General features: G+C 72.4%; 19 protein-coding genes. 11 read left to right on the plus strand and 8 right to left on the minus strand.

What is annotated here, in order from left to right; all coding sequences use genetic code 11:
• Positions 1-57 precede the first annotated feature (57 nt).
• From M3677_RS05765 to M3677_RS05780, 4 genes are all read left to right on the plus strand, one after another.
• A complete protein-coding gene (locus M3677_RS05765) occupies positions 58-768 on the plus strand; it encodes a GntR family transcriptional regulator (RefSeq protein ID WP_209684533.1) in 711 nt (236 codons plus the stop codon).
• Complete coding sequence (locus M3677_RS05770) at positions 765-1,781, plus strand: ADP-ribosylglycohydrolase family protein (RefSeq protein ID WP_209684535.1); 1,017 nt, start codon at positions 765-767, stop codon at positions 1,779-1,781. Before M3677_RS05765 ends, M3677_RS05770 begins: the two co-directional genes overlap by 4 nt.
• Before the next feature lie 109 nt (positions 1,782-1,890).
• Positions 1,891-3,375 (plus strand): cytosine permease, encoded by a 1,485-nt coding sequence (locus tag M3677_RS05775; protein ID WP_251160009.1) that lies wholly within the window; start codon positions 1,891-1,893, stop codon positions 3,373-3,375.
• Positions 3,372-4,295, plus strand: a complete 924-nt coding sequence (locus M3677_RS05780; RefSeq protein ID WP_251160010.1) for a PfkB family carbohydrate kinase — start codon at positions 3,372-3,374, stop codon at positions 4,293-4,295. The genes M3677_RS05775 and M3677_RS05780 overlap by 4 nt, the downstream gene beginning before the upstream one ends.
• Before the next feature lie 249 nt (positions 4,296-4,544).
• Here the strand turns inward: M3677_RS05780 and M3677_RS05785 are convergent, their stop codons facing one another.
• Complete coding sequence (locus tag M3677_RS05785; RefSeq protein ID WP_251160011.1) at positions 4,545-5,450, minus strand: carbohydrate kinase; 906 nt, start codon at positions 5,448-5,450, stop codon at positions 4,545-4,547.
• A 129-nt stretch (positions 5,451-5,579) separates the two neighbouring features.
• On the opposite strand from M3677_RS05785, the gene M3677_RS05790 reads away from it, so the two are divergent.
• Both M3677_RS05790 and M3677_RS05795 read left to right on the plus strand, forming a co-directional pair.
• Positions 5,580-5,999, plus strand: a complete 420-nt coding sequence (locus tag M3677_RS05790) for a BLUF domain-containing protein (RefSeq protein ID WP_066651524.1) — start codon at positions 5,580-5,582, stop codon at positions 5,997-5,999.
• Between the two features lie 81 nt (positions 6,000-6,080).
• Positions 6,081-7,124 (plus strand): hypothetical protein, encoded by a 1,044-nt coding sequence (locus M3677_RS05795; protein WP_251160012.1) that lies wholly within the window; start codon positions 6,081-6,083, stop codon positions 7,122-7,124.
• Positions 7,125-7,220: 96 nt separating this feature from the next.
• On the opposite strand, the gene M3677_RS05800 is transcribed toward M3677_RS05795, so the two are convergent.
• Both M3677_RS05800 and M3677_RS05805 read right to left on the minus strand, forming a co-directional pair.
• A complete protein-coding gene (locus M3677_RS05800) occupies positions 7,221-8,336 on the minus strand; it encodes an N-acetylglucosamine-6-phosphate deacetylase (RefSeq protein WP_251160013.1) in 1,116 nt (371 codons plus the stop codon).
• On the minus strand, positions 8,333-9,361 hold the full coding sequence (locus M3677_RS05805; RefSeq protein WP_251160014.1) for an ROK family protein: 1,029 nt from the start codon (positions 9,359-9,361) through the stop codon (positions 8,333-8,335). The genes M3677_RS05800 and M3677_RS05805 overlap by 4 nt, the downstream gene beginning before the upstream one ends.
• Before the next feature lie 131 nt (positions 9,362-9,492).
• Between M3677_RS05805 and M3677_RS05810 the strand changes: the two genes are divergently transcribed.
• From M3677_RS05810 to M3677_RS05830, 5 genes are all read left to right on the plus strand, one after another.
• Positions 9,493-10,281 carry a DeoR/GlpR family DNA-binding transcription regulator gene (locus tag M3677_RS05810; RefSeq protein ID WP_251160015.1) on the plus strand — a complete coding sequence of 263 codons (789 nt, stop codon included), beginning with the start codon at positions 9,493-9,495 and terminating at the stop codon, positions 10,279-10,281.
• 215 nt (positions 10,282-10,496) lie between these two features.
• Complete coding sequence (locus tag M3677_RS05815; RefSeq protein WP_066651513.1) at positions 10,497-11,735, plus strand: Gfo/Idh/MocA family protein; 1,239 nt, start codon at positions 10,497-10,499, stop codon at positions 11,733-11,735.
• Positions 11,732-13,045 (plus strand): sugar ABC transporter substrate-binding protein, encoded by a 1,314-nt coding sequence (locus M3677_RS05820; RefSeq protein WP_251160016.1) that lies wholly within the window; start codon positions 11,732-11,734, stop codon positions 13,043-13,045. Before M3677_RS05815 ends, M3677_RS05820 begins: the two co-directional genes overlap by 4 nt.
• A 109-nt stretch (positions 13,046-13,154) precedes the next feature.
• A complete protein-coding gene (locus tag M3677_RS05825; RefSeq protein ID WP_251160017.1) occupies positions 13,155-14,114 on the plus strand; it encodes a carbohydrate ABC transporter permease in 960 nt (319 codons plus the stop codon).
• Positions 14,111-15,019, plus strand: a complete 909-nt coding sequence (locus M3677_RS05830; RefSeq protein WP_251160018.1) for a carbohydrate ABC transporter permease — start codon at positions 14,111-14,113, stop codon at positions 15,017-15,019. Before M3677_RS05825 ends, M3677_RS05830 begins: the two co-directional genes overlap by 4 nt.
• Before the next feature lie 328 nt (positions 15,020-15,347).
• Here the strand turns inward: M3677_RS05830 and M3677_RS05835 are convergent, their stop codons facing one another.
• From M3677_RS05835 to M3677_RS05855, 5 genes are all read right to left on the minus strand, one after another.
• The gene (locus M3677_RS05835; protein WP_251160019.1) at positions 15,348-16,250 is read right to left on the minus strand and encodes a carbohydrate ABC transporter permease; all 903 of its coding nucleotides are present in this window, start codon (positions 16,248-16,250) and stop codon (positions 15,348-15,350) included.
• Entirely contained in the window at positions 16,247-17,197 is a 951-nt protein-coding gene (locus M3677_RS05840; RefSeq protein ID WP_251160020.1) for a carbohydrate ABC transporter permease, read from the minus strand. Before M3677_RS05840 ends, M3677_RS05835 begins: the two co-directional genes overlap by 4 nt.
• 9 nt (positions 17,198-17,206) lie before the next feature.
• Positions 17,207-18,562: an ABC transporter substrate-binding protein gene (locus M3677_RS05845; protein WP_251160021.1), complete on the minus strand. Its 1,356-nt coding sequence runs from the start codon at positions 18,560-18,562 to the stop codon at positions 17,207-17,209.
• Between the two features lie 41 nt (positions 18,563-18,603).
• A complete protein-coding gene (gene melA, locus M3677_RS05850) occupies positions 18,604-19,920 on the minus strand; it encodes an alpha-galactosidase (protein ID WP_066651509.1) in 1,317 nt (438 codons plus the stop codon).
• 234 nt (positions 19,921-20,154) lie between these two features.
• Positions 20,155-20,943 carry a DeoR/GlpR family DNA-binding transcription regulator gene (locus M3677_RS05855; protein WP_066651508.1) on the minus strand — a complete coding sequence of 263 codons (789 nt, stop codon included), beginning with the start codon at positions 20,941-20,943 and terminating at the stop codon, positions 20,155-20,157.
• Positions 20,944-21,006: the final 63 nt, after the last annotated feature.

The raw sequence follows: 21,006 nt of genomic DNA on the forward strand, positions 1-21,006 counted from the left end.
TACCTCGTGTGATCGCCTCGGTGACTGGACAGGCGTTGTACATGTACACTCCTGTCCATGCCCGTCTCATCGAAGCGACGCCTCGTCGCCGACGCCCTCCGCGACGCGATCGCGACGGGCCGGTACCGCGCCGGTGAGCGCCTGCCCGGCGAGCACGACCTCGCCGCCCGCTTCGCGGTGAGCCGCGGCACCGTCCGCGCCGCCCTCGCCGACCTGGCCGACGACGAGTACATCTCGACCCACGGGGGCGTCGGCTCGGTCGTCACGTTCGACGGCGCCGCCCTCGACCCGCGGGGTGGCTGGGCGCGGTCGATCGCCGCCTCGGGCACCGAGGTGACCACCCGCATCCTGCGACTCGCCCGCGTGGACGACCCGGGCCTCCAGGTCGAGGTCGACGCTGCGGACGCGGCGTTCGTCGCGGTCGACCGGCTGCGCACCGTCGTGGGCGGGCGGCCGGTGTCGCTCGAGCGGAGCATCCTGCCCGCCGTCGGCCGCCTGGCCGCTGCACCGACCGACGGACTGGTCGAGGACTCGCTCACGGCGACCATCGCCGAGGCCGGCCTCGTGCCGGCGAGCGCCGAGCAGTGGGTCGACGTCGTGCCCCTCGACGCCGAGGACGCCCGCCTGCTCGACCGCGCCGAGGGAACCCCGTTCCTCCGGAGCCGACGTGACTCGCGCACCGCCCAGGGCGCGTTCGTCGAGCGCGTCGACAGCCTCCTCGACCCGGACCGCTTCCGCCTGCACATGCGCTTCGGGACCGCACGATGACGACTCGACAGGACACCGTGAACGACCAGACCCACGCCCTCGCCGCCCTGACCGGCCTCGCGATCGGCGACGCCCTCGGCATGCCCACGCAGTCGATGTCCCTCGCGCAGATCCGAGCCGACCACGGCACGATCTCCGGGTTCGTCGACGCCGGACCGCACCAGCGGATCGCCGCCGGCATGCCCGCGGGCACGATCACCGACGACACCGAGCAGGCGGTCATGGTCGCCGAGCTCCTCGTCGAGGGTGACGGGCACATCGACCCCACCCGCTTCGCCGAGGCGCTCATCGCCTGGGAACGCGCGATGCAGGCCAAGGGCTCGCTCGACCTGCTCGGCCCCAGCACGAAGACGGCCGTGCAGCGCATCCTCGACGGCGTCCCGGCGTCCGAAGCCGGGTCGACGGGGACGACGAACGGCGCCGCGATGCGGATCGCGCCGGTCGGGATCGCCGTGCCCTCCGGTGACCTCGTCCGTCTGGTCGACGCCGTGCAGGACGCGTCGCGCGTCACCCACGACACGGGGATCGGCATCGCCGGGGCGAGCGCCGTCGCCGCCGCCGTGAGCGCGGGCGTCGGCGGCGCCTCCCGGACCGAGGCGCTCGACGCCGCGGTTGCGGCCGCCACGATCGGCGCGGGCCGCGGCCACTGGGTCGCGGGCGCGGACATCGCTGCGAGGACGACCTGGGCGCGCGGCTTCCTGCCGACCGTCCCCGCCGACGACCGGATCGACACCGTGTCGCAGCTCGTCGGCACGAGCGTCGCCAGCCAGGAGTCGGTCGTCGCAGCGCTCGCCCTCGTGGCGCTCGACCTCGACCCCTGGGAGACGCTCTGCACGGCCGCGTCGATCGGCGGCGACACGGACACCATCGCCGCGATGGCCGGTGCCGTGCTCGGTGCCGTGCACGGTCCGGACGCCTGGCCCGTCGACGCGGTCACCACCGTGACGGCCGTGAACCACCTCGAGCTCGGCCCGCTGGTCGACGGACTGCTCGCACTCCGTCACCGGGCCTGACCCGACCCCGGACGGCGGCGGTCCCCCCTCCGCCGCCGCCCGGTCACCACCCCTCCCCAGGAGCACCCCGCTCTCCCGCAGCACCCTTCCGATGACGTAAGAGGACCCCATGGCCCAGGACACCACCACGCGCTCCGGCGGCACGCTCTCCAGCGGCACGCTGACGAGCGTCGAACAGCGCGGCATCGAGCCCGTGCCCCACGACGAGCGGAACGGCGCCCCCGGGGCCCTGTTCTGGGTCTGGTTCGCCGCGAACATCTCGATCCTCGGGCTCCCCCTCGGTGCGACGCTCGTGGCGTTCCAGGGGCTGACGATCTGGCAGGCGCTCGTCGTCGCGGTGATCGGCGCCGCCGGGTCCTTCGCGGTCGTCGGGGTGATCTCCATCGCCGGACGCCGCGGCGGGGCTCCCGGTCTGACCCTGAGCCGCGCGGTGTTCGGCGTGCGCGGGAACATCGGTCCGACCGCGGTGTCGCTGCTCTCCCGCCTCGGGTGGGAGACCGTGAACACGACGACCGCGGCCTTCGTGCTGCTGTCGCTCTTCACGATCCTGTTCGGTACCGACGGCGACGCGAAGGCGAACCCGGTGCTGACGATCGTCGCCATCCTCGTGTTCGTCGTCGCGACCGTGCTCGTCTCCGGGCTCGGCCACGCGTTCATCGTCGCCGTGCAGAAGTGGGCGACGTGGGTGTTCGGCGCCCTCAACGTCTTCGTCGCCGTGTTCCTGGTGCTGCGTGTCGACTGGGACGTCGTCGGGTCGCAGCCCGCGGGCCCGGTCGCCGCGATGGTGATCGGCATCGGCACCATCGCCGCGGGCACCGGCATCGGGTGGGCGACCGCCGGTGCGGACATCGCCCGGTACACGCGCACCTCGGTGAAGGCGGGCGCCCTGATCAGCGCCAGCGCTGCCGGCGCGGGCATCCCCCTCGTGGTCCTGGTCGGTCTCGGCGCCCTCGTCTCCGCCGGCGACCCCACCCTCGCGCAGGCCGGTGACCCGGTGGCGGCGATCCGCGACCTGCTGCCGAGCTGGATGGCGATCCCGTACCTGGTCGCGGCCTTCGGCGGACTGCTGCTGTCGAACCACCTGTCGGTGTACTCGGCGAGCCTCACCACGCTGACCCTCGGCATCAAGGTGCCCCGCGTGTGGGCGGTCGGCGTCGACGTGGTCGTCACGACCCTCGGCGCGATGTACTTCATGCTCGTCGCCGACGGCTTCTACGCGCCCTTCATCACGTTCATCTCGGTGCTCGCGGTGCCGATCACCGCCTGGCTCGGGGTGTTCATCGCCGACATGGCGAAGCGACGCTGGTACGACCCGGCCGCGCTGCTCGACCTCCGCGCCGGAGGCCGCTACTGGTACCGCGGCGGCGTCGCCTGGGGCGCCCTCGCCGCCTGGGTCGTCGCGATCGTCGTCGGCTTCCTCTTCACCTCGGTGCAGGTCGGCGACGCGGACCCCGTGTTCGTCGGAGCACTCTCGGACAGCTGGATCGGCGCGAACGGCCTCGGGTGGATCGTGACGTTCGTCGTCGCCGCCCTCGTGTACCTGCTCACCGGCGGTGCCCGCGGCCAGCTGCACGCTCCCGAGGAGCGCGCGTGAGCCGCCTCGTCTCGGTCGGCAACGTCGTCGTCGACATCGTCCTGCGCGTGGACGCGATCCCCGAGCCCGGCGGTGACGTCATCGCCTCGGCGTCGGAGATCACCGCGGGCGGCGGGCTCAACACGATGGTCGCCGCCGTCCGCGACGGCCTGCCCGTGGTGTTCGCCGGGCAGTACGGCACCGGGCCGTTCGGCGACGTCGTCCGTGCGGCGCTCGTCGACTCGGGCGTCGAGGTCCTGCAGCCCGGGCTCGACGACGTCGACAGTGGGTACTGCGTCGCACTCGTCGACGCCTCCACCGAGCGCACCTTCGTGACGAGCGTCGGCGCCGAGGGCCGGCTCGGCCGCGCGGACCTCGACCGCGTCGCGCTCCGGCCGGACGACACGGTCGTCGTCTCCGGCTACGGCCTCGCGCACGCCGTCAACGGTCCGGCCATCGCCGACTGGCTGACGACGGTGCCCGACTCCGTCCGTGTCGTGCTCGACCCGTCACCGCTGGTCGACACGCTGCCCCCGGCGGTGCTCGGCCCCGTCACGGCGCGCGCGGACGTGGTCAGCGCCAACGGCCGGGAGGCACGGCTCATGGCACCGACCGCCGCGGGACTCCCCGAGGCGGTCGCGGCGATCGCCGCATCCGCCCGCGGCACCGCGCTGGCCCGTGACGGCGCAGCGGGCTGCTGGGTCGCCGAGCCGGGGCGCGCCCCGGTCCTGGTGCCCGGGTTCCCCGTCGACGCGGTGGACTCGAACGGCGCGGGTGACGCCCACGGGGGTGTGCTCGTCGCTGCCCTGGCGCGCGGTCACTCGCTGGTCGACGCGGTCCGGCGTGCCAATGCCGCGGCGGCACTCGCGGTGACACGGCAGGGGCCGGCGACGGCTCCGACGGGCGCGGAGACCGACGCGTTCCTCGCCGCGCACGCCTGACGGCGGGGGGCCCGGCCGGTGCGCGACCGTGCGCCCGCGCGGGCCGCAGCGGTCGCGCGGTCGGCGGTCGCGCGGTCGGTGGTCGGCTGCCGGTGCGATGTGCTCGCGCACAACCGGGAGCACCTCGCGCCACGTCGATCCGCGGCGCCACGTGCTCCCCGTTGTGCGGGCGACGCGAGGCTCACCCGTGGCGAGCACCGGTCGCTGCCCCGTACGTCCGGCCCGGGCGAGGGGCAGGGCGACGAGCGGTCAGGCGCCCAGGACCCCGGCGGCGTCCGTGTCGAGCTCGGCCCGGACGGGTGGGTCCGCGCCCGGGCGGGACACCGTGACGGCGGCACAGGCCAGCGCGAGCGACGCCAGGCGTCCGAGCTCGTCGGTGTCGAGGCCGGTGGGCGCGGATCCCCGTGCGAGCACGCCTGCGAGCAGCCCCGCCATGAACGAGTCACCCGCGCCGATCGTGTCCGCGACCTCGACGCGCGGCGCCGGCACGGTGGTCCGCGCGCGGGCGGACGCCATCGCGCAGCCCGACCCGCCGAGCGTCACCGCGGCGAGCGCCGCCCCGTGCGCCAGCAGCCCGTCGAGGACCTGGTCGACGCTGCGGTCCGGCCAGAGCCACGCGGCGTCCTCGTCGCTGAGCTTGATCACGTCGGCCTCGGCGAACAGCGGTTCGAGGGTGGCGAGCACGGCATCCCGGTCGGGCGTGATCGACGGACGGACGTTCGGGTCGAGGGAGACGAGGGCGTCCGTCGGGCGGGTACGGAGCGCCTCGAGCACGGTCCGTGCGCCCGGCTCCAGCACAGCACCGATGGAGCCGACGTGCACGAGCGGCGTGCCGACCGGCACCTGCACCGGGTCGAGGCGCCAGTCGAGGTCGAACTCGTAGGACGCACCGCCGTCGTCGCCGATCGTCGCGACGGCGGTGGAGGTGCGTTCGATCGCGGTCGCGTCGACCTCGACGTCGCTCGCGCCGACGTGCGCCCGGATCGAACCGCCGTGGTCGTCGTCGCCGAGCGCGCACACGAGCCGTGCGGCCCGGCCGAGGCGAGCGACGCCGACGGCGACGTTCATCGGGCTCCCGCCCGGGTGCTCGACGCGCCCCTCGGGGCGGTCGACCACGTCGACCAGGGCTTCTCCGATGACGATGACGGGGTCCATGGCACCAGCCTCCCAGAGCCGACGGCCGTGCGACGTCGGCCTGTCCGCTCGTCCCCCGGTGGTCCGTGGACGCACGGGTGCCGCGGAGTTGACTGACGGACCCGGCACGACCGCCACCAAGGAGCCCCGATGCTGTCCCTCATCTACTCGAGTGTCGCCACCCGATCCCTCGACGACGACGACCTCGCCGGCCTGCTCGCGCAGAGTCGGCGGGCGAACGCGGAGAACGACATCACCGGCGTCCTGCTCTTCCGGAACGGCTACTTCCTGCAGCTGCTCGAGGGTCCGGACCAGGCGGTCCGCGCGAAGATGGCGACGATCAAGCACGACGACCGGCACACCAAGGTCACGGTGCTCACCGAGGAGCTCATCGAGGAGCGGCAGTTCCCGGAGTGGACGATGGGCTACCCGGCCGAGGACACCGACGTCGAGCAGGCCCCGGGCTACCGGACGACCTTCGACGACCTCGACGCCGCGGACGGAACGCAGATCAGCTCGCTGCCGGCGCTCCGCGAGCTGATCCGCTGGTTCCGACCCTCGCCCCGCTGACGACCCGGCCCGACCGCGACGGCACGCGGCGTGCGAGGATCGGCTCGGTCGGACAGGGGGTCCGACGGACGGGGGCACAGCGTGGGCGACACGACCAGCGAGCAGACCAGGACGCACCCCTGGGTGCACGTGCTCGGCGCGACGGCGATCGGCGTCGGCGCCGCACACCTCGCGCGCGCGGCCGCCCTCCTCACGTTCTTCGTCGGCGTACCCGGCCTCGTGGCGCTGCTGGTCCACACGGTCGTGGCGTGCGGAGCACTCGGCGGTCTGGCGGTCCTCGCCACCCGGCGTCGCCGGACGGCGTGGCTCGGTGCTGCGGGCCTCGTCCTCGTCCCCGCGGTCCTCGTCGCGGCGCTGCTGCCCGCTGCCCTCGCCGGCCCCGAGCCGACGTTCCCGCTCCTCGCGTCCACGCCCACGCCGTACCTGGTGGGCGCGGTCGTCGCCGCGGTCCCGGCGATGCTCGTGCACCGCGGAGTCCTGCGGAAGCTCGGCGCCGTCCTGGGGACGGGCGCCGCGGTCGCGGTCGTCGCGGTGGTCGTCGCGGTCGGCGTCCGCGTCCACGGGAGCGACGTGCAACGGGACGAGCAGGCCATCGCGCGGGCGCAGGTCGCCATCGGCGCGGACTTCCGGCCCGTCACGATCTCCCCCGACGGGTACGGCTCCGTGTACGAGGCGAACATCGAGCAGCGGCTACCGGGGTTCCTGCAGGTGTTCTCCTCGCCTGCCGAGGAGGCGCACGCACCCGGCGACGCGTCGGGATCCGACCTGACGGTCGTCACGCTCGCCGCGACGACCCCGCCGTGCGGCCGACCGATCGAGGGCGTCGCCCCCGGGGGCGGTTCCGAGGCGGAGACGTCGTGCGACGAGGACGGAGGGGTCGTGCGGCGGACGAGCGAACACGGCCACGAGGTCGCCGCGGTCGTGGGCGACACGCTCGTGGCCGTCAGCGCCCTGCCGGAGGTCGACGACAGCCTGCTCGAGGCTGCCGTGCGCTCCGCGGAACCCATCGACGACGAGGCGTACCGGCACGTGCTGCTCGGTGACGGCGACGAGTACACCGACGAGCTCGACGGCAACCGGTGTCCGGTCGTCGGCGCGGCGTGCGGCCCGCCGGCACGTCGCTGATCCGGACGGGAGGCGCGTGTCGGGCCGGCACCGCGCCTCCCGTCCGGCGGCGCCGGCTCCGTGACACGGGCCGCCCGGGCGGGCGGCCGCGCTCGGTCAGGCGGCCGGTCCGAGCGGCAGCGGGTGGATCCGCCCGTCGGGTCCGATCACCACGAGGTCGGCGGCGGATCCGACGCTGAGCGGCGGACGCAGACCGAGCACCGACGCCGCCCGTGCGGAGGACGCGTGCACCGCCGCCGGCAGCCGGTCCGGACGACCGTCGACGAAGCGAGCGACGGCGTCCGCCACCGTGATCGTGCTCCCCGCCAGTGACGAGCAGTCCGCGAGCCGGGCGACTCCGTCGGAGACGACGACCTCCGAGCCGGCGATCCGGTAGCTGCCGTCGGGGCAGCCGGTCGCGGCCATGGCGTCCGAGACGAGCACGAGGCGGTCGCCCGCGGCTCCGCGCACGACGTCGACGGTGACCGGGTCGAGGTGGTGGCCGTCCACGATGCACTCCACGGTGAGACGCTCGTCCGACAGCGCGACGCCGACCGGGCCGGGCGCACGGTGGTGCAGCGGCGGCATCCCGTTGAACAGGTGCGTGACGAGGGTCGCACCGGCGTCCACCGCTGCCCGGACCTGGTCACCGTCGGCGTCGGTGTGCCCGATCGCGACGACGATGCCCGCCGCCACCAGTCGCCGGACCGCGTCGAGCGCACCCGGCAGCTCGGGCGCGAGGGTGACGATGCGGAGCGCCGCACCGCCGGCGTCCACGAACAGGTCGACCTCGTCGGGGGTCGGCGGGTGCAGCAGCTGCGCGGCGTGCGCACCCCGGCGGGCGGGTGCGAGCCAGGGCCCCTCGAGGTGCAGTCCGGCGAGCGTGCCGTCGTCGACGAGCGGTCGCAGGCGGTGCAGGGCAGCGACCGTGTCCGGCACCGTGCCCGTCGCGATCGACGCCACCAGGCGGGTGGTCCCCCGCGCGGCGTGGTGGTCGGCGGCCGCCCGGGCCTCGGCGACCGAGCACGAGGCGAAGTCGTGCCCGAGGGCACCGTGCGCGTGCAGGTCGACGAAGGCCGGCAGGACGGTGCCCGGCGCCTCGACCACACGGTCGTGCACCGGTGCCGCACCGGTGCCGACCGCGGCGACCCGGCCGTCCTCGACGGCGAGCCACGCCTCCGACAGGTCGACCGCGGCGGTGACGATCCGTGGGGCGCGGACGAGGACGGTCACGCGGTCACCGCCACGTCCGGCACCGACCCGGCACGCACCGACGCGGCACGCGCCGAGCTGGCCTGCGCCTGGCGGGCGAGCAGCACCGCACCGATGGCGCCGGCCGCATCGCCGTGGCGCGCCCCCACGAGTTCGGGCAGTCGGACCCCGGCGAGGCGGTCCGCGACGGCGGCGCGCAGCGGGTCGAACAGCAGCGGCCCGGACTGCGCCAGCCCGCCGCCGACGATCAGGGTGTGGCACCCCGCGACGGCCGTCAGCCAGGCCAGGGTGTCGGCGAGCACGTCGACGCAGTCGTCCCACGCCCGTCGGGCGACCGGGTCCCCGTCGAGCACCCGGAGCATCGCGTCGTGGGCGCTCGGAGCACCACTGCGGCGTGCGACGGCGCCGGCCGAGGCGACCTCCTCGACCCGGAGGCCCGCGTGCGCGCCGTCCCGGATCCGGACCTGGCCGATCTCCCCGGCCCACCCGCCGCCCGGCACGACCCGGCCGTCGACGACCAGGGCACTCGCCAGGCCGGTCCCCACGGGGACGAAGGCGACGGTGCCACGGCCGAGCGCGGCGAGGGTGTCGGTGTCGGTGTCGATGTCGGTGGCGAGCAGACCGCCCGGGGCCGCTCCCGGACCGGCGGCCCGGACCTCGGCGAGCGCTCCGGCCCGGACGTCGTGGCCGAAGGCGAGCGGGACGGCGTCCACGCCCGCCGCGCGCAGGGCGTCGTCGACCCGCGCCCGGACCGGCACGTCCCGCCAGCCGAGGTTCACGGAGAGCACCGATCGGCCGGCGTCCTCGTCGACGACCCCGGGGACGACCAGACCGATCGCCCCGAGTTCCGTCCCCCGTCGCCGGGCGACCGTCCGGGCCCGCTGTCCCAGCGTCGCGACGAGCTCGGCCAGCGCGGTGGCCTGCGGGTCGTCCCGGGGCGTCGGGACACGCTGCTCCTCGAGCACCCGCCCGTCGTCGGCGACCAGGCGCACCTTGATGGTCGTGCCCCCGACGTCGATGCCGAGCGCTGCACCGTTCGCGGTCATCGCGAGCCCTCCGGTCGTGCCGATCGGGACTGATCGGACGCCGACAGCCTGCCGACCGATCGTGATCGGTGCAAACAACGCTCATCATTTCCGCTCACATCGCGGTGCGAGCACGCCCGTAGGATGACGCCATGACCCCGCAGCAGAGGCTCAACGCGCTCCTCGAGCTCGTGAGCGACCGCGGGAACGTCTCCATCGCCGAGATCGGCGAGGCGCTCGGCATCTCCGCGGCGACCGCCCGGCGCGACCTCACGACCCTGGCGGACCAGCGGCTCGTCACACGCACCCACGGTGGGGCCGCAGCGCTGGGCGCGGGGTACGAGCTGCCGCTGCAGTACAAGATCGCCCGGCAGGCCGAGGCGAAGACCGCCATCGCCCGGGCGACCGCCGCGCTCGTCTCCCCGGGGGACACCGTCGGCCTGAACGGCGGGACGACGACCACCGAGGTCGCGCGGGAGCTCGGCAAGTCCGAGCGCTTCATCCGCGCCGACGGCGAGTGCGGCATCACCATCGTCACCAACGCCCTGAACATCGGCTACGAGCTGTCGGTCCGCGCCAACGTGAAGATCGTCGTGACGGGCGGTGTGGCGCGGCGGCAGTCGTACGAGCTCATCGGCCCGACGGTCCGCGACACCCTCGACGGGTTCGCGCTCGACGTCGTCGTGCTGGGGGTCGACGGGCTGTCCGGCCAGTACGGCGCCACGACCATGCACGAGGGCGAGGCCGAGGTGAGCCGGCACTTCGCGTCGGTCGGACGGCGGATCATCGTGGTCGCCGACTCGACGAAGATCGAGCGCTCCACCTTCGCGCGCATCTGCCCGCTCGACCGCATCGACGTGCTCGTCACGGACCAGGCGGTGCCGGCGTCGTTCGCCGCAGACCTGGCGTCCGCCGGCGTGGAACTCGTCGTCGCGAGCTGACGCCCCACGGCTGCGGTCACCTCGGATCCGTCCGTCGTCGTCGACGTCGTCGGCTGCGCAGCCGTGGTCGGCCGGTGCCGTCGTCTCCCGTCGTCGTGACGTTGCCGACATGTAACAACCTCGGATGCACGCTTCCGTGATCGAGCCGTGCGTGCTTATTGTGCACTCATGATCGATTTGGCATCATTGCCGTCACAATCACGCAAGGGAGCGAGATGACCACCACGAGCACACGCCTGCTCCGGGTCGGCGTCGTCGGCATCGGCCAGCGGTCGGCCATCGCCGACCACGTGGCCGCTGCGGGGCTGGACGCCGACGGCGTGGACGCCCGGATCACGGCCGCCGCCGACACCACGGAGGGCGGCCGGACACGTGCCGCCGCGCACTGGCCGGAGGCCGAGGTGGTCGCCGACCACCGGGCACTGATCGGCTCGGACGGCGTGCCGAACCTCGTGGACGCGGCGATCGTCACCACCCCGGACTGGACCCACGCCGAGATCGCGATCGACCTGCTCCGTGCCGGCATCGCCGTCTACCTCGAGAAGCCCCTGGCGATCACGGTCGAGGACGCCGACGCCGTCCTGAACACCGCCGCCGAGACCGGGACGCCCCTGTACGTCGGCCACAACTTCCGGCACGCCGCCGTCGTCCGACTCATGCGCGAGGTGATCGCCCGCGGTGAGATCGGCGAGGTCAAGGCGGTGTGGGTCCGCCACTTCGTCGGCAACGGCGGCGACTACTACTTCAAGGACTGGCATGCCGACCGCAGCCGCGTGAACTCCCTCCTGCTGCAGAAGGCGAGCCACGACCTCGACGTCGTGCACGCCCTCGCCGGTGCGTACACGAGCCGGGTCGTCGGGATGGGGTCGCTCTCCGTGTACGGCGACGTCACCGACCGGCGGGACCGCAGCGACGAGCTCATGACCGACTGGTTCTCGTTCGACAACTGGCCGCCCGCCGAGCAGACCGGCCTGAACCCCGTCGTCGACGTGGAGGACGTCTCGATGGTGATGATGACGCTCGACAACGGCGTGCAGGCGAGCTACGAGCAGTGCCACTTCACGCCCGACTACTGGCGCAACTACACGGTGATCGGCACCCACGGACGGCTCGAGAACGTCGGCGACACCGGCGGTGGTGTCGTCAAGGTGTGGACCCACCGCCGCAACTGGGACGTCACCGGTGACGTCGAGTACCCCGTCGACGGCGTCGAGGACGGTCACGCCGACGCCGACCTCCTCACGATGACCGAGTTCCTCCGCTCGGTGGCCCTCGGCGAGCCGACGACGCTGTCCCCGATCGCGGCGCGCATGGCGGTCGCCGCCGGCGCACTCGCCACCCGCTCGCTCCGCAACGGCTCCGTCCCGCTCGACGTGCCGCCCCTCCCCGATGCCACGATCCGTCACTTCTCGGCCGCCGGCCGCGACGACCTCTCCGGAAGGAACACCCGATGACCCTCCCCTCCCCCCGTCACGGCCGCGGTCGCCGCCGCGCCCTGCTCGGTCTCGCTGCCGCGGTCAGCGCCGTCGCCCTCCTCGCCGGGTGCAGCAGCGCCTCGTCCGCCGGCTCCGACTCCGGGACGGGCACCGTCGCGAAGGACACGAAGGCCGACCTGACGTACGCCGTGTGGGACCAGAACCAGGTCGACGCGATCAAGGCGAACATCAAGGGCTTCAACGAGGAGTACCCGGACATCACCGTCAACGTCGACGTCACGCCGTACGCCAACTACTTCACGAAGCTGCAGACACAGGGCTCCAGCAACACGCTGCCCGACCTGTTCTGGATGAACGGCCCGAACTTCCAGCTCTACGCGGGCAACGGAAAGCTCGCACCGATCACCGGCGCCGTGGAGTCGGGCGCGATCGACCCGTCGAAGTACTCGAAGGCGCTCGACGACCTGTACACCTACGACGGCAAGCAGTACGGCGTGCCGAAGGACTTCGACACGATCGGCGTCTGGGTGAACAAGGCCCTGTTCGAGCAGGCCGGCGTCGCGATGCCGTCGAAGGACTGGACGTGGCAGGACTTCCAGGACACCGCCGCCGAACTGTCGCAGAAGCTGCAGGGCGACGGCGCGTACGGCGCCGCCGGCGGCATGGACGGACAGACCACCTACTACGACACGATCTTCCAGGCCGGTGGATCCGTCGTCGACGACGGGAAGTCGGAGTACGACACGAAGGCCGCTCAGGAGGGCATCCGCTTCTGGACCGACCTGATCGACTCGGGCGCCTCGCCGACGATCAAGCAACTGACCGACACCACGGCGGACCAGTGGTTCACCTCCGGCAAGCTCGCGATGTACCAGGGCGGCAGCTGGTTCCGGTCGGCGCTGATCGGCACCGACATGGAGCAGGACGTCGTCGTCTACCCGCTGCCGAAGGGCAAGGAGCAGGCGACCGTCATCCACGGCGTCTCGAACGTCGTCGCCGAGGGGTCGAAGGACAAGGCCGCCGCCCAGGCACTGCAGGCGTACCTGGCGAGCAAGCCGGCACAGCAGCAGCAGGGTGACATGGGCGCGGTCATCCCGGCGTACGAGGGCACGCAGGACGCCTTCACGAAGACCATGCCCGACGCGGACCTGCAGGTCTTCCTCGACGCGGTCGACTACGCGAAGCCGCTGCCGGTGTCGAAGAACACCGCCGCGTGGAACACCCTCGAGACGAACCTGCTGCCGAGCGCCTTCGACGGCTCCGAGCCGGTCGACCAGGTGACGGAGCAGCTCGCCCAGGAGATGGACGCAGCACTCGCGAAGGAGTGACGACGAGCCGGTCGGTCGGGCCCGCGCCCGGCCGGCCGGCTCCGTCCCGTCCGCCCATCCGCACCGCACGGACCACCCGATCCGACCGCCCTGGCCGAGGAGCGACCTGATGACGATCAACACCCAGCAACCGGACGCCACACAGGTGTCCGCACCGCCCGACACCAGTCCCGACGGCCCCTCGCGACCGTCGCGGGCACGACGCACCGACGGCATCTGGCCGTGGTTGTTCGTGCTGCCGCTGCTCATCGGCGTCGGCACGTTCTTCATCTGGCCGATCCTGCAGACGTTCTGGTACTCGTTCACGAGCTGGGGCGTGTTCGGCGGCGCCACCTTCACGGGCCTGGCGAACTACGGGCGCCTGCTGACCGACCCGCAGCTGTACCAGTCGCTGGTCAACACGATCGTCTACACGGTGATCGTCCTGCTCGGCATCCCGATCGCGGTCTGGCTCGCGAGCCTGCTGAACACGCCGGGCCTGCGCTTCGCACAGTTCTACCGCGTGCTGTTCTTCCTGCCCTACGTCGCGATGCCCGCCGCGATCGCCCTGGTGTGGCGCATCATGTACAACGGCGACTTCGGCATCGTGAACTGGTTCCTCGGGCTGGTCGGCATCGACGGCCCGTACTGGATCTCCACCCCGGGCTTCGCGCTCGTCGCGGTGTCCCTCGTCGGTCTGTGGTCGTCGCTCGGCTTCTCGATGATCATCCTCGGTGCCGGGCTCAAGGACATCCCACCCGAGCTGTACGAGGCCGCAGAGCTGGACGGTGCGAGTCGCTGGCGCCAGTTCCACGCGCTCACCGTGCCGCTGCTGACCCCGAGCATCTTCTTCGTGCTCGTCGTCACCACGATCTCGAGCTTCCAGCTGTTCGACCTGCTCTACGCGATCCTCGGCTCCACCAACCCGGTCATCCCGAAGACGATGTCCCTCGTCTTCTACTTCTACAACGCCGGGTTCATCGACAACGACAAGGGCTTCGCGGCTGCCATCGCGATGGTGATCTTCGTGCTCATCGGCATCATCACCGTCGTGCAGTTCCGGGTCCAGCGGAAGTGGGTCCAGTCATGACCGGCATCATCGAAGCGCGCGGCAGCAAGGTCGCGGCGGTCACGAGGGCGGCGAGCCGCAGCCGGGCGCAGACGACGACGCGTCCGGGGCGCCGCGGGGGCAGCCACTGGTGGATCCACGTGGTGCTCGGCATCGGTGGGTTCGTCATGGCGTTCCCGTTCCTGTGGCAGATCGTCATGGCGCTGTCGACGAACGCGCAGGTGACCTCGCCGACGCCGACCTTCTGGCCCGGTGAGCTGCAGTGGAGCAACTTCGCCCGGGTGTTCGAACGGCTCCCCTTCCTCGACCAGCTCGCGACCTCGATCTGGGTGACCCTGATCCGCACCCTGGCGCAGATCGTGCTGTGCACCCTGGCCGGGTACGCGTTCGCCCGCATGCGGTTCCGCGGCCGCGCGGTCATCCTCGGGATCGTGCTGTCGATCCTGCTGGTGCCGTCGCAGGTCTACCTGATCTCGCAGTACCAGATCGTCCAGGGCCTCGGGTGGCTGGACAGCCTGGCCGGCATCGTCGCACCGGGCCTGTTCAGCGCCTTCGGCACCTTCCTGATGCGGACCGCGTTCCTCAACATGCCCGCGGAGCTCGAGGAGGCGGCACGCATGGACGGAGCCAACCCGTTCCAGACCTTCTGGCGGATCATGCTGCCGCTCGCCCGCCCGTCGATCAGCGTGCTCGCGATCACGACCGTGCTCTGGTCGTGGAACGAGCTGCTCTGGCCGCTGGTGGTCTCCACCCGCGCCGAGGACATGCCGCTCGCCGCCGGGCTCGCGACCCTGTCCAGCGACCGGACCATCGACTACCCCCTGCTCATGGCGGCGAGCCTGATGGCGATGGCCCCGGTGCTGATCCTGTTCATCGTGCTGCAGCGGCGGGTGATCGACGGTCTCGCGTCCTCCGGCCTGAAGTGAGCGGTGGCCGACACGGCCACCGGACGGAGCGCCCCTCGGGATCCGAGGGGCGCTCCGTCGTGGTCGCTGCGGCCGCGTGGACGGCCGATGCGCCCGGACGGGAGGCACGGTACCGGCCCGCCCCGCGGCTCCGGTCCGTCCGTGCGCAGGACGGGAGGCGTGGTACCGAGCCGACCCGCGCCTCCCGGCCGGCAGTCCGCGCCCAGCCGGCGGCTCGGTTCCGGGCGGACCCGCGCCTCCCGGCCGGCAGCCGTGCCTGCGGACCGCCCGCACGGACGACGGGAGGCACGGTGCCCGTGAGCACCGTGCCTCCCGTCGTCCGTGCTGCTCAGCCCTTCAGACCGGCCGAGGCCATCGTCGCGACGAACTGCTTCTGCGCCACCAGGAAGAGCAGGATCAGCGGCAGCGTGGCGACCACGTTCCCCGCCATCAGCAGCGACCAGTCGGTCCGCCGCGCCCCCTGGAAGTTCGTCAGACCGAGCTGCAGCGTGAACGAGTCGGCGTCGTTGATCGCCACGAGCGGCCAGACCAGGTCGTTCCACGACCCGAGCAGCGTGAAGATCGCGAGCGTTGCCAACGCGGGACGGGCGAGCGGCAGCACGATCCGGAAGAACACCTGCAGGCGGGTGCACCCGTCGATCTGGCCGGCCTCCTCGAGCTCGGCGGGCAGGGACAGGAAGAACTGCCGCATCAGGAAGATGCCGAACGCCGAGGCGAGCCAGGGCACGATCGCGGCACCGAGGCTGTCCACGAGGTGCAACCGGGCGAACATGACGTAGGTCGGGATCATGAGCAGCTGCGACGGGATCATGATCGTCGCGAGGATCGCCAGGAACCCGAACGTCCGCCCCGGGAACCGCAGGCGCGCGAACCCGTACCCGGCCAGCGAGCACAGGACGAGGTGCGAGACGATCGCCGACGCCGACACGATGACCGTGTTGAGGAGCCAGTGCAGGATGTCCGACTCGGCGAACAGGCGCGTGTAGCCCGACAGCGTGAACTGCGTCGGGAGGAACGACGGCGGGAACTTGTTGATCTCCGACGCCGGTTCGAGCGACGTCGTGAACATCTCGATGAACGGCAGCAGGAAGAGGAGCGCCACCGGTGCGAGCAGGAGGTGCCACGGGCTGAACGGCAGGCGACGTCGACGACGGGGCGTGGTGCGCTCCGCCGGTGTCGCGACGGCGGCCGGCCGGTTCGGGGTCTCGAGTACTCGGGTCTCGACGGTCATCGTGACGCGTTCCTTCCGGCTCGGCGCTGCACGAGCGTGACGATCACGGTCGCGGTGAGGGTGACGAAGAACATGCCGTAGGCGATGGCGGACCCGTAGCCGAACTGCAGGTTCTGGAAGGCCGTCTTCCACAGGTAGTAGACGATCGTCTGGGTCGCGTCGAGCGGTCCGCCTCGGGTGGTGGCGTAGACGAGGTCGAAGAGCTGCACGGCCTGCAGGGTCTGGTAGATCCCGACGAACGCGGTGACGGGCGCCAGCTGCGGCCACACCACGCGCCAGAACGTCTGCCAGTTGTTCGCGCCGTCGATCCGGGCCGCCTCGAGCACGTCACCGGGGACGTCCTGCAGGGCGGCGAGGTAGATGACGGTCGTGAAGGCCGCCTGCCCCCACAGGGACATGACGACGATCACGACCATCGCCTCGGCGCGGTCCTCGAGCCAGCCCTGGGGCGGGACGTGCAGCACGCGGAGCACGTTGTTGACGATGCCGAACTGCGGGCTGAACAGGTAGGTGGTCAGGATGCCCGTCGCCGCGGCCGAGGCCACGAACGGCACGAAGATCGCCGTGCGGTACAGCCCGATGAACCGGATGCGCCGGTTCAGCGCGACGGCCAGGGCGAGTCCGAGCAGCAGGGACGCGGGGACGAACAGGACCGTGTACAGCAGGGTGTGCACGGCGGCCGCGAGCGCGCTCGCGTCGGTGGCCAGGTCCTGGTAGTTCTCGATGCCGGCGAAGGACGGCGGGCTGAAGCCGTCCCAGCGCTGGAAGGAGAGGACGAGCGCCCAGACCCCTGGGAAGATCGTGAGGCCGAGGACGACCGCCAGGGCCGGGGCGACGAAGCCCCAGCCGGTGAGGCCCTCGCGGGCGGCGGCCGATCGACGTCGGCGCGGTGGCCGCGGCGGCGCGGTGTCGGTGGTCGGACGGGTGCGGAGTGCGGGAGTGGTCACGGGGGCCTCCTAGCCCTGACGGAGTGCCTTGTCGGCGGCGACGGTCGCCTGCCGGAGTGCCTCGGCCGGTTCGCCCTCGCCCTGCAGCACGCGGGACACCGCGTTGCCGAACGCCTCGGACAGGCCGTTGTAGCCGGGCAGGGTCGGGCGGACCTGCTTCGCGTTGGCGGAGTTCGCCTGGATCACGTCGAGTCCGGGCAGGGCGTCGACCTGCTTGCGGAACGCCTCGCTGTCGGCCTCGCTCGAGCGCAGCGGCAGGTTGCCGACGGCGACGTTGAACCGCTCGTCCTGCTCGGGCGAGGTCAGCCACTTCGTGAAGTCCTTCGCCCAGTACGCGCGGTTCACGTCGTGGTTGTCGAAGAGGGTCCAGAGGTCCGGCCCGGACACCGTCTGGTGGTCACCGTCGGTGCCGGGGAGCCGCACCACGCCGTAGGAGGTCCCGGCCGTCTGCAGGGCGGAGAGCTCCCACGGACCGGAGGTGATCATGCCGACGCGGTCGCTCTCGAACAGCTGGGCGAACTTCGTGTCCGTCTGGTCGAGGTACACGCTGCGGTCGGTCACGGCCATGGACCGCATGAACTCCAGGGCGTCGACGCCGGCCTTCGAGTCGAACGCGGCGTGCTCGCCGTCCTCGGACAGGATCGAACCGCCGTTCTGCCAGAGGTGCGGCCACATCTGCCAGGTGGTCTCCTCGCTGCCCGAGACCGAGTAGCCGTAGCCGAAGGTCTGGCTGTCCCGGTCCGTCAACGCCTTCGCGGCGCGACGGAAGTCCGACCAGTCCCAGTCCGCCGTCGGGTACGGCTCACCGGCGGCGTCGAAGACGGTCTTGTTGTAGAAGAGCGAGATGTTGTCGACGACCGCGGGGAAGCCGATCACCTTCCGCCCGGTCGGCTGCGCGGTGCCGCGAGCCGCCGGGGAGAACTCGTCCCAGTGCGTGTCCGGGTCCTCCGCCTCGGCGCGCAGGTCGAGCGTCCGCCCGGATCGCTCGAGCTGGCTCGCCCACGACCCGAAGGTGTACGAGATGTCGGGTGAGTCGTTCCCGGCGAACGACGCCGCGAGCTTCTGGAGCAGTTCGTCGGTCGACGAGGCCCCGGAGGACATGTCGATCGTCACGTTCGGGTGCTCGTCCTCGTACTCGTCGACGAGCACCTGCAGGAGCTTCGCCGCCTCGTCGCTCTGGCCCGACCACATGGTCAGGTGGACCGGTGCCGTGGTGTCGAGCTCGGTGGCACCCTGCGGTGCGCAGCCGGTGAGGACCGTCGCGGCGACCGCGATCGCGACGGCGAGCGCGCCGCGTCCGGTGCGGCGGCGGGCGGTGCGTGTGCTGCTGCTGGTGCGTGTGCTGCTGCTGGTGGTGCGTGTCACTGCGGACTCCTTCGTCGTCAGTGGTGCGTCGGCCGGCGAGCTCAGATCCCGCGTGCGGGGATCGTCGCGCGCAGCGGTTCCGGCAGCAGGTCCCCGTGGGCGACGACGAGGTCGTTGCACAGCTCCCAGATCTGCTCGGGCGTGAGCGTCGAGGACGCGTTCGGGTCCATGAGCACCGCCTGCCGGATCGCGACCGGGTCACCCGTCCGCGCGGCGTGCACGGTGAGCTCGTTCACGGAGACGTACGGCCGGTTCAGCGCCGCTGCCTGCACGGGGAGCGCCCCCATCGGGATCGGTGCGATGCCGCCAGCGCCGACCGTGGTCGGGACCTCGACGACGCACCCGTCCGGCAGGTTGTCGATCAGGCCCCTGTTCGGCACGTTCGCGTGGATCTCGCGCTCGGTGCCGGTGACCAGCGAGTGGATGACCTGCGGGGCGTACTCCGAGGCGCCCTCCTCGAGCTGCACGGGTCGGCCGGCCGCCAGGTCGCGCTCGGCGGCCTCGAACTCGGCGACGTTGTCCTCGGAGATGCCGACGTACTCGAGCGGACGCAGGCGGAACCGGTCGACCTGCTCCGGCGAGCGGAGGAACCACGACAGGTACTCGGAGGAGTGCTCGCTCGTCTCGGTCGGGTAGGAGCCGATCCGCTTGAACACCTCGACCCGTACCCGCCGCTCGAGCTCCGGGTCCTGCCGGATGCGCTCGCGGAGCCGCGGGTACAGGTCCTCGCCCTCGTGCGTCCACTCGAGCAACCACGACTGGTGGTTGACGCCTGCTGCGCGGAACCGAGTCTGCTCGACGTCGAGGTCGAGGAGTCCGGCGAGGTCGTGCGCGGTCCAGTAGACGCTGTGGCAGAGCCCGAGCGCCGTGATGTCCGGCGCGACGGTGTCCGCCCACCAGATGTTCATCGCCATCGGGTTCGTGTAGTTGAGCAGGACCGCGTCCGGGGCGACCTCGCGCATGTCCGCGGTCAGCTCGGTGAGGAACGGGAAGGTGCGGAGGGCACGGAAGACGCCGCCGACCCCCGTGGTGTCACCGATGGTCTGGTGCAGGCCGTACCGCTCCGGGATCTCGAGGTCGGTCCGGGTCGCGGCGATCCCGCCGATCTGCACCATGTCGACGACGAAGTCCGCGTCGGCGAGGGCGCGGCGTCGGTCGGTCGTCGCCGTGAGGGTGACCGGCCGGCCGAGGCGCTCGCTCACCTGGCGGGCGGTGGCCTCGGCGACGGCGAGGCGACGCTCGTCGACGTCGAACAGCCGGAGGTCCAGCTCGGGGAGGTCGTCGTACCGGAGGAGGTCGGCGAGCAGCTGTCGCGTGAAGACGACGCTCCCGGCGCCGACGAACACGATGCGGGTCATGGGAAGCCCTTCGTTCGGGGTACCGCCGAGGGACGACGGTCGGGGCCACCCGGCGGGTGGCAGAGGGCACGGAGGGGTGGGAGGTCACGCGTCCCGACGCGGGCTCCTGCGGCGTCCGGGTGCGCGGCCTCGACGGGGTTCGCCGGCCGGGCCCCACGGTAGGGCGCGGTGGGCACGACCACCACGCAGCCTCGCGAAACGCGCAGGACGAGTGCGCGTTCGGGCGTGGAGCGCTCAGGCGATGAGGACCTCGACCCCGGCCGCGGCGATCTGCTCGAGCGCCTCCGCCGGGGCGTGCTCGTCGGTCACCAGGACCGACACGTCGCCGATGTCGGCCATCCGCGCCATCGTCTGCCGCCCGACCTTCGAGCCGTCGCACACCACGACCACGCGGTCGGCGTGCGTCACCATCACGCCGTTCGTCCGCGCCTCGGTGTCGTCGTGCGTGGTGACGCCGCCGGCCGCGCTGATGCCGTCCGTGCCGAGGAACGCCGTCGTGACCTTGAACGCCGCGAACGCGGCCTCGGCCAGGGGACCGACCGCCTCGAGCGAGGTGGCGCGGAGCGTGCCGCCGGTCAGGATCGTCTTCACCCGCGGGCTGCGCGAGACCTCGAGCGCGATGGTCACGGCATTCGTGATCACCGTCAGGCCGTTCCGGTCGCCGAGCGCCCGCACGACCTCCTTCGTGGTGGTCCCGCCGCTGACCGCGACGGCCTGTCGCCCCGGGGGCAGGAGCCGTGCGGCGAGCCGACCGACCGCGCGCTTGGCGGCGTCGGCCTCCGAGGCACGCATCACGACGGGCAGCTCCGGGAGCGCGCCGACGGACTCGACCCGGCCGTAGCTGCGCACGACGAGACCGCGCGCCTCGAGCTCACCGAGGTCGCGTCGGACCGTGGCCGCCGAGACGCCGCAGGCCCGGATCAGCTCGTCGGTGCTCGTCGAGCCCTGCTCGCGCACCCGCTCGAGGATGTCCCGCATCCGGTCCCGCCGCTTGCGGCCGACGTCCGGCGAGTCGTTGTCCATGGACCCATCATGCGCCAGAACGATCACTGCGAATGACCGGAGTGATCGTTCTGGCAGCGGAAC

It is taken from the genome of Curtobacterium sp. P97 (genome assembly GCF_023712445.1).
In the GTDB taxonomy this organism is placed as follows: domain Bacteria; phylum Actinomycetota; class Actinomycetes; order Actinomycetales; family Microbacteriaceae; genus Curtobacterium.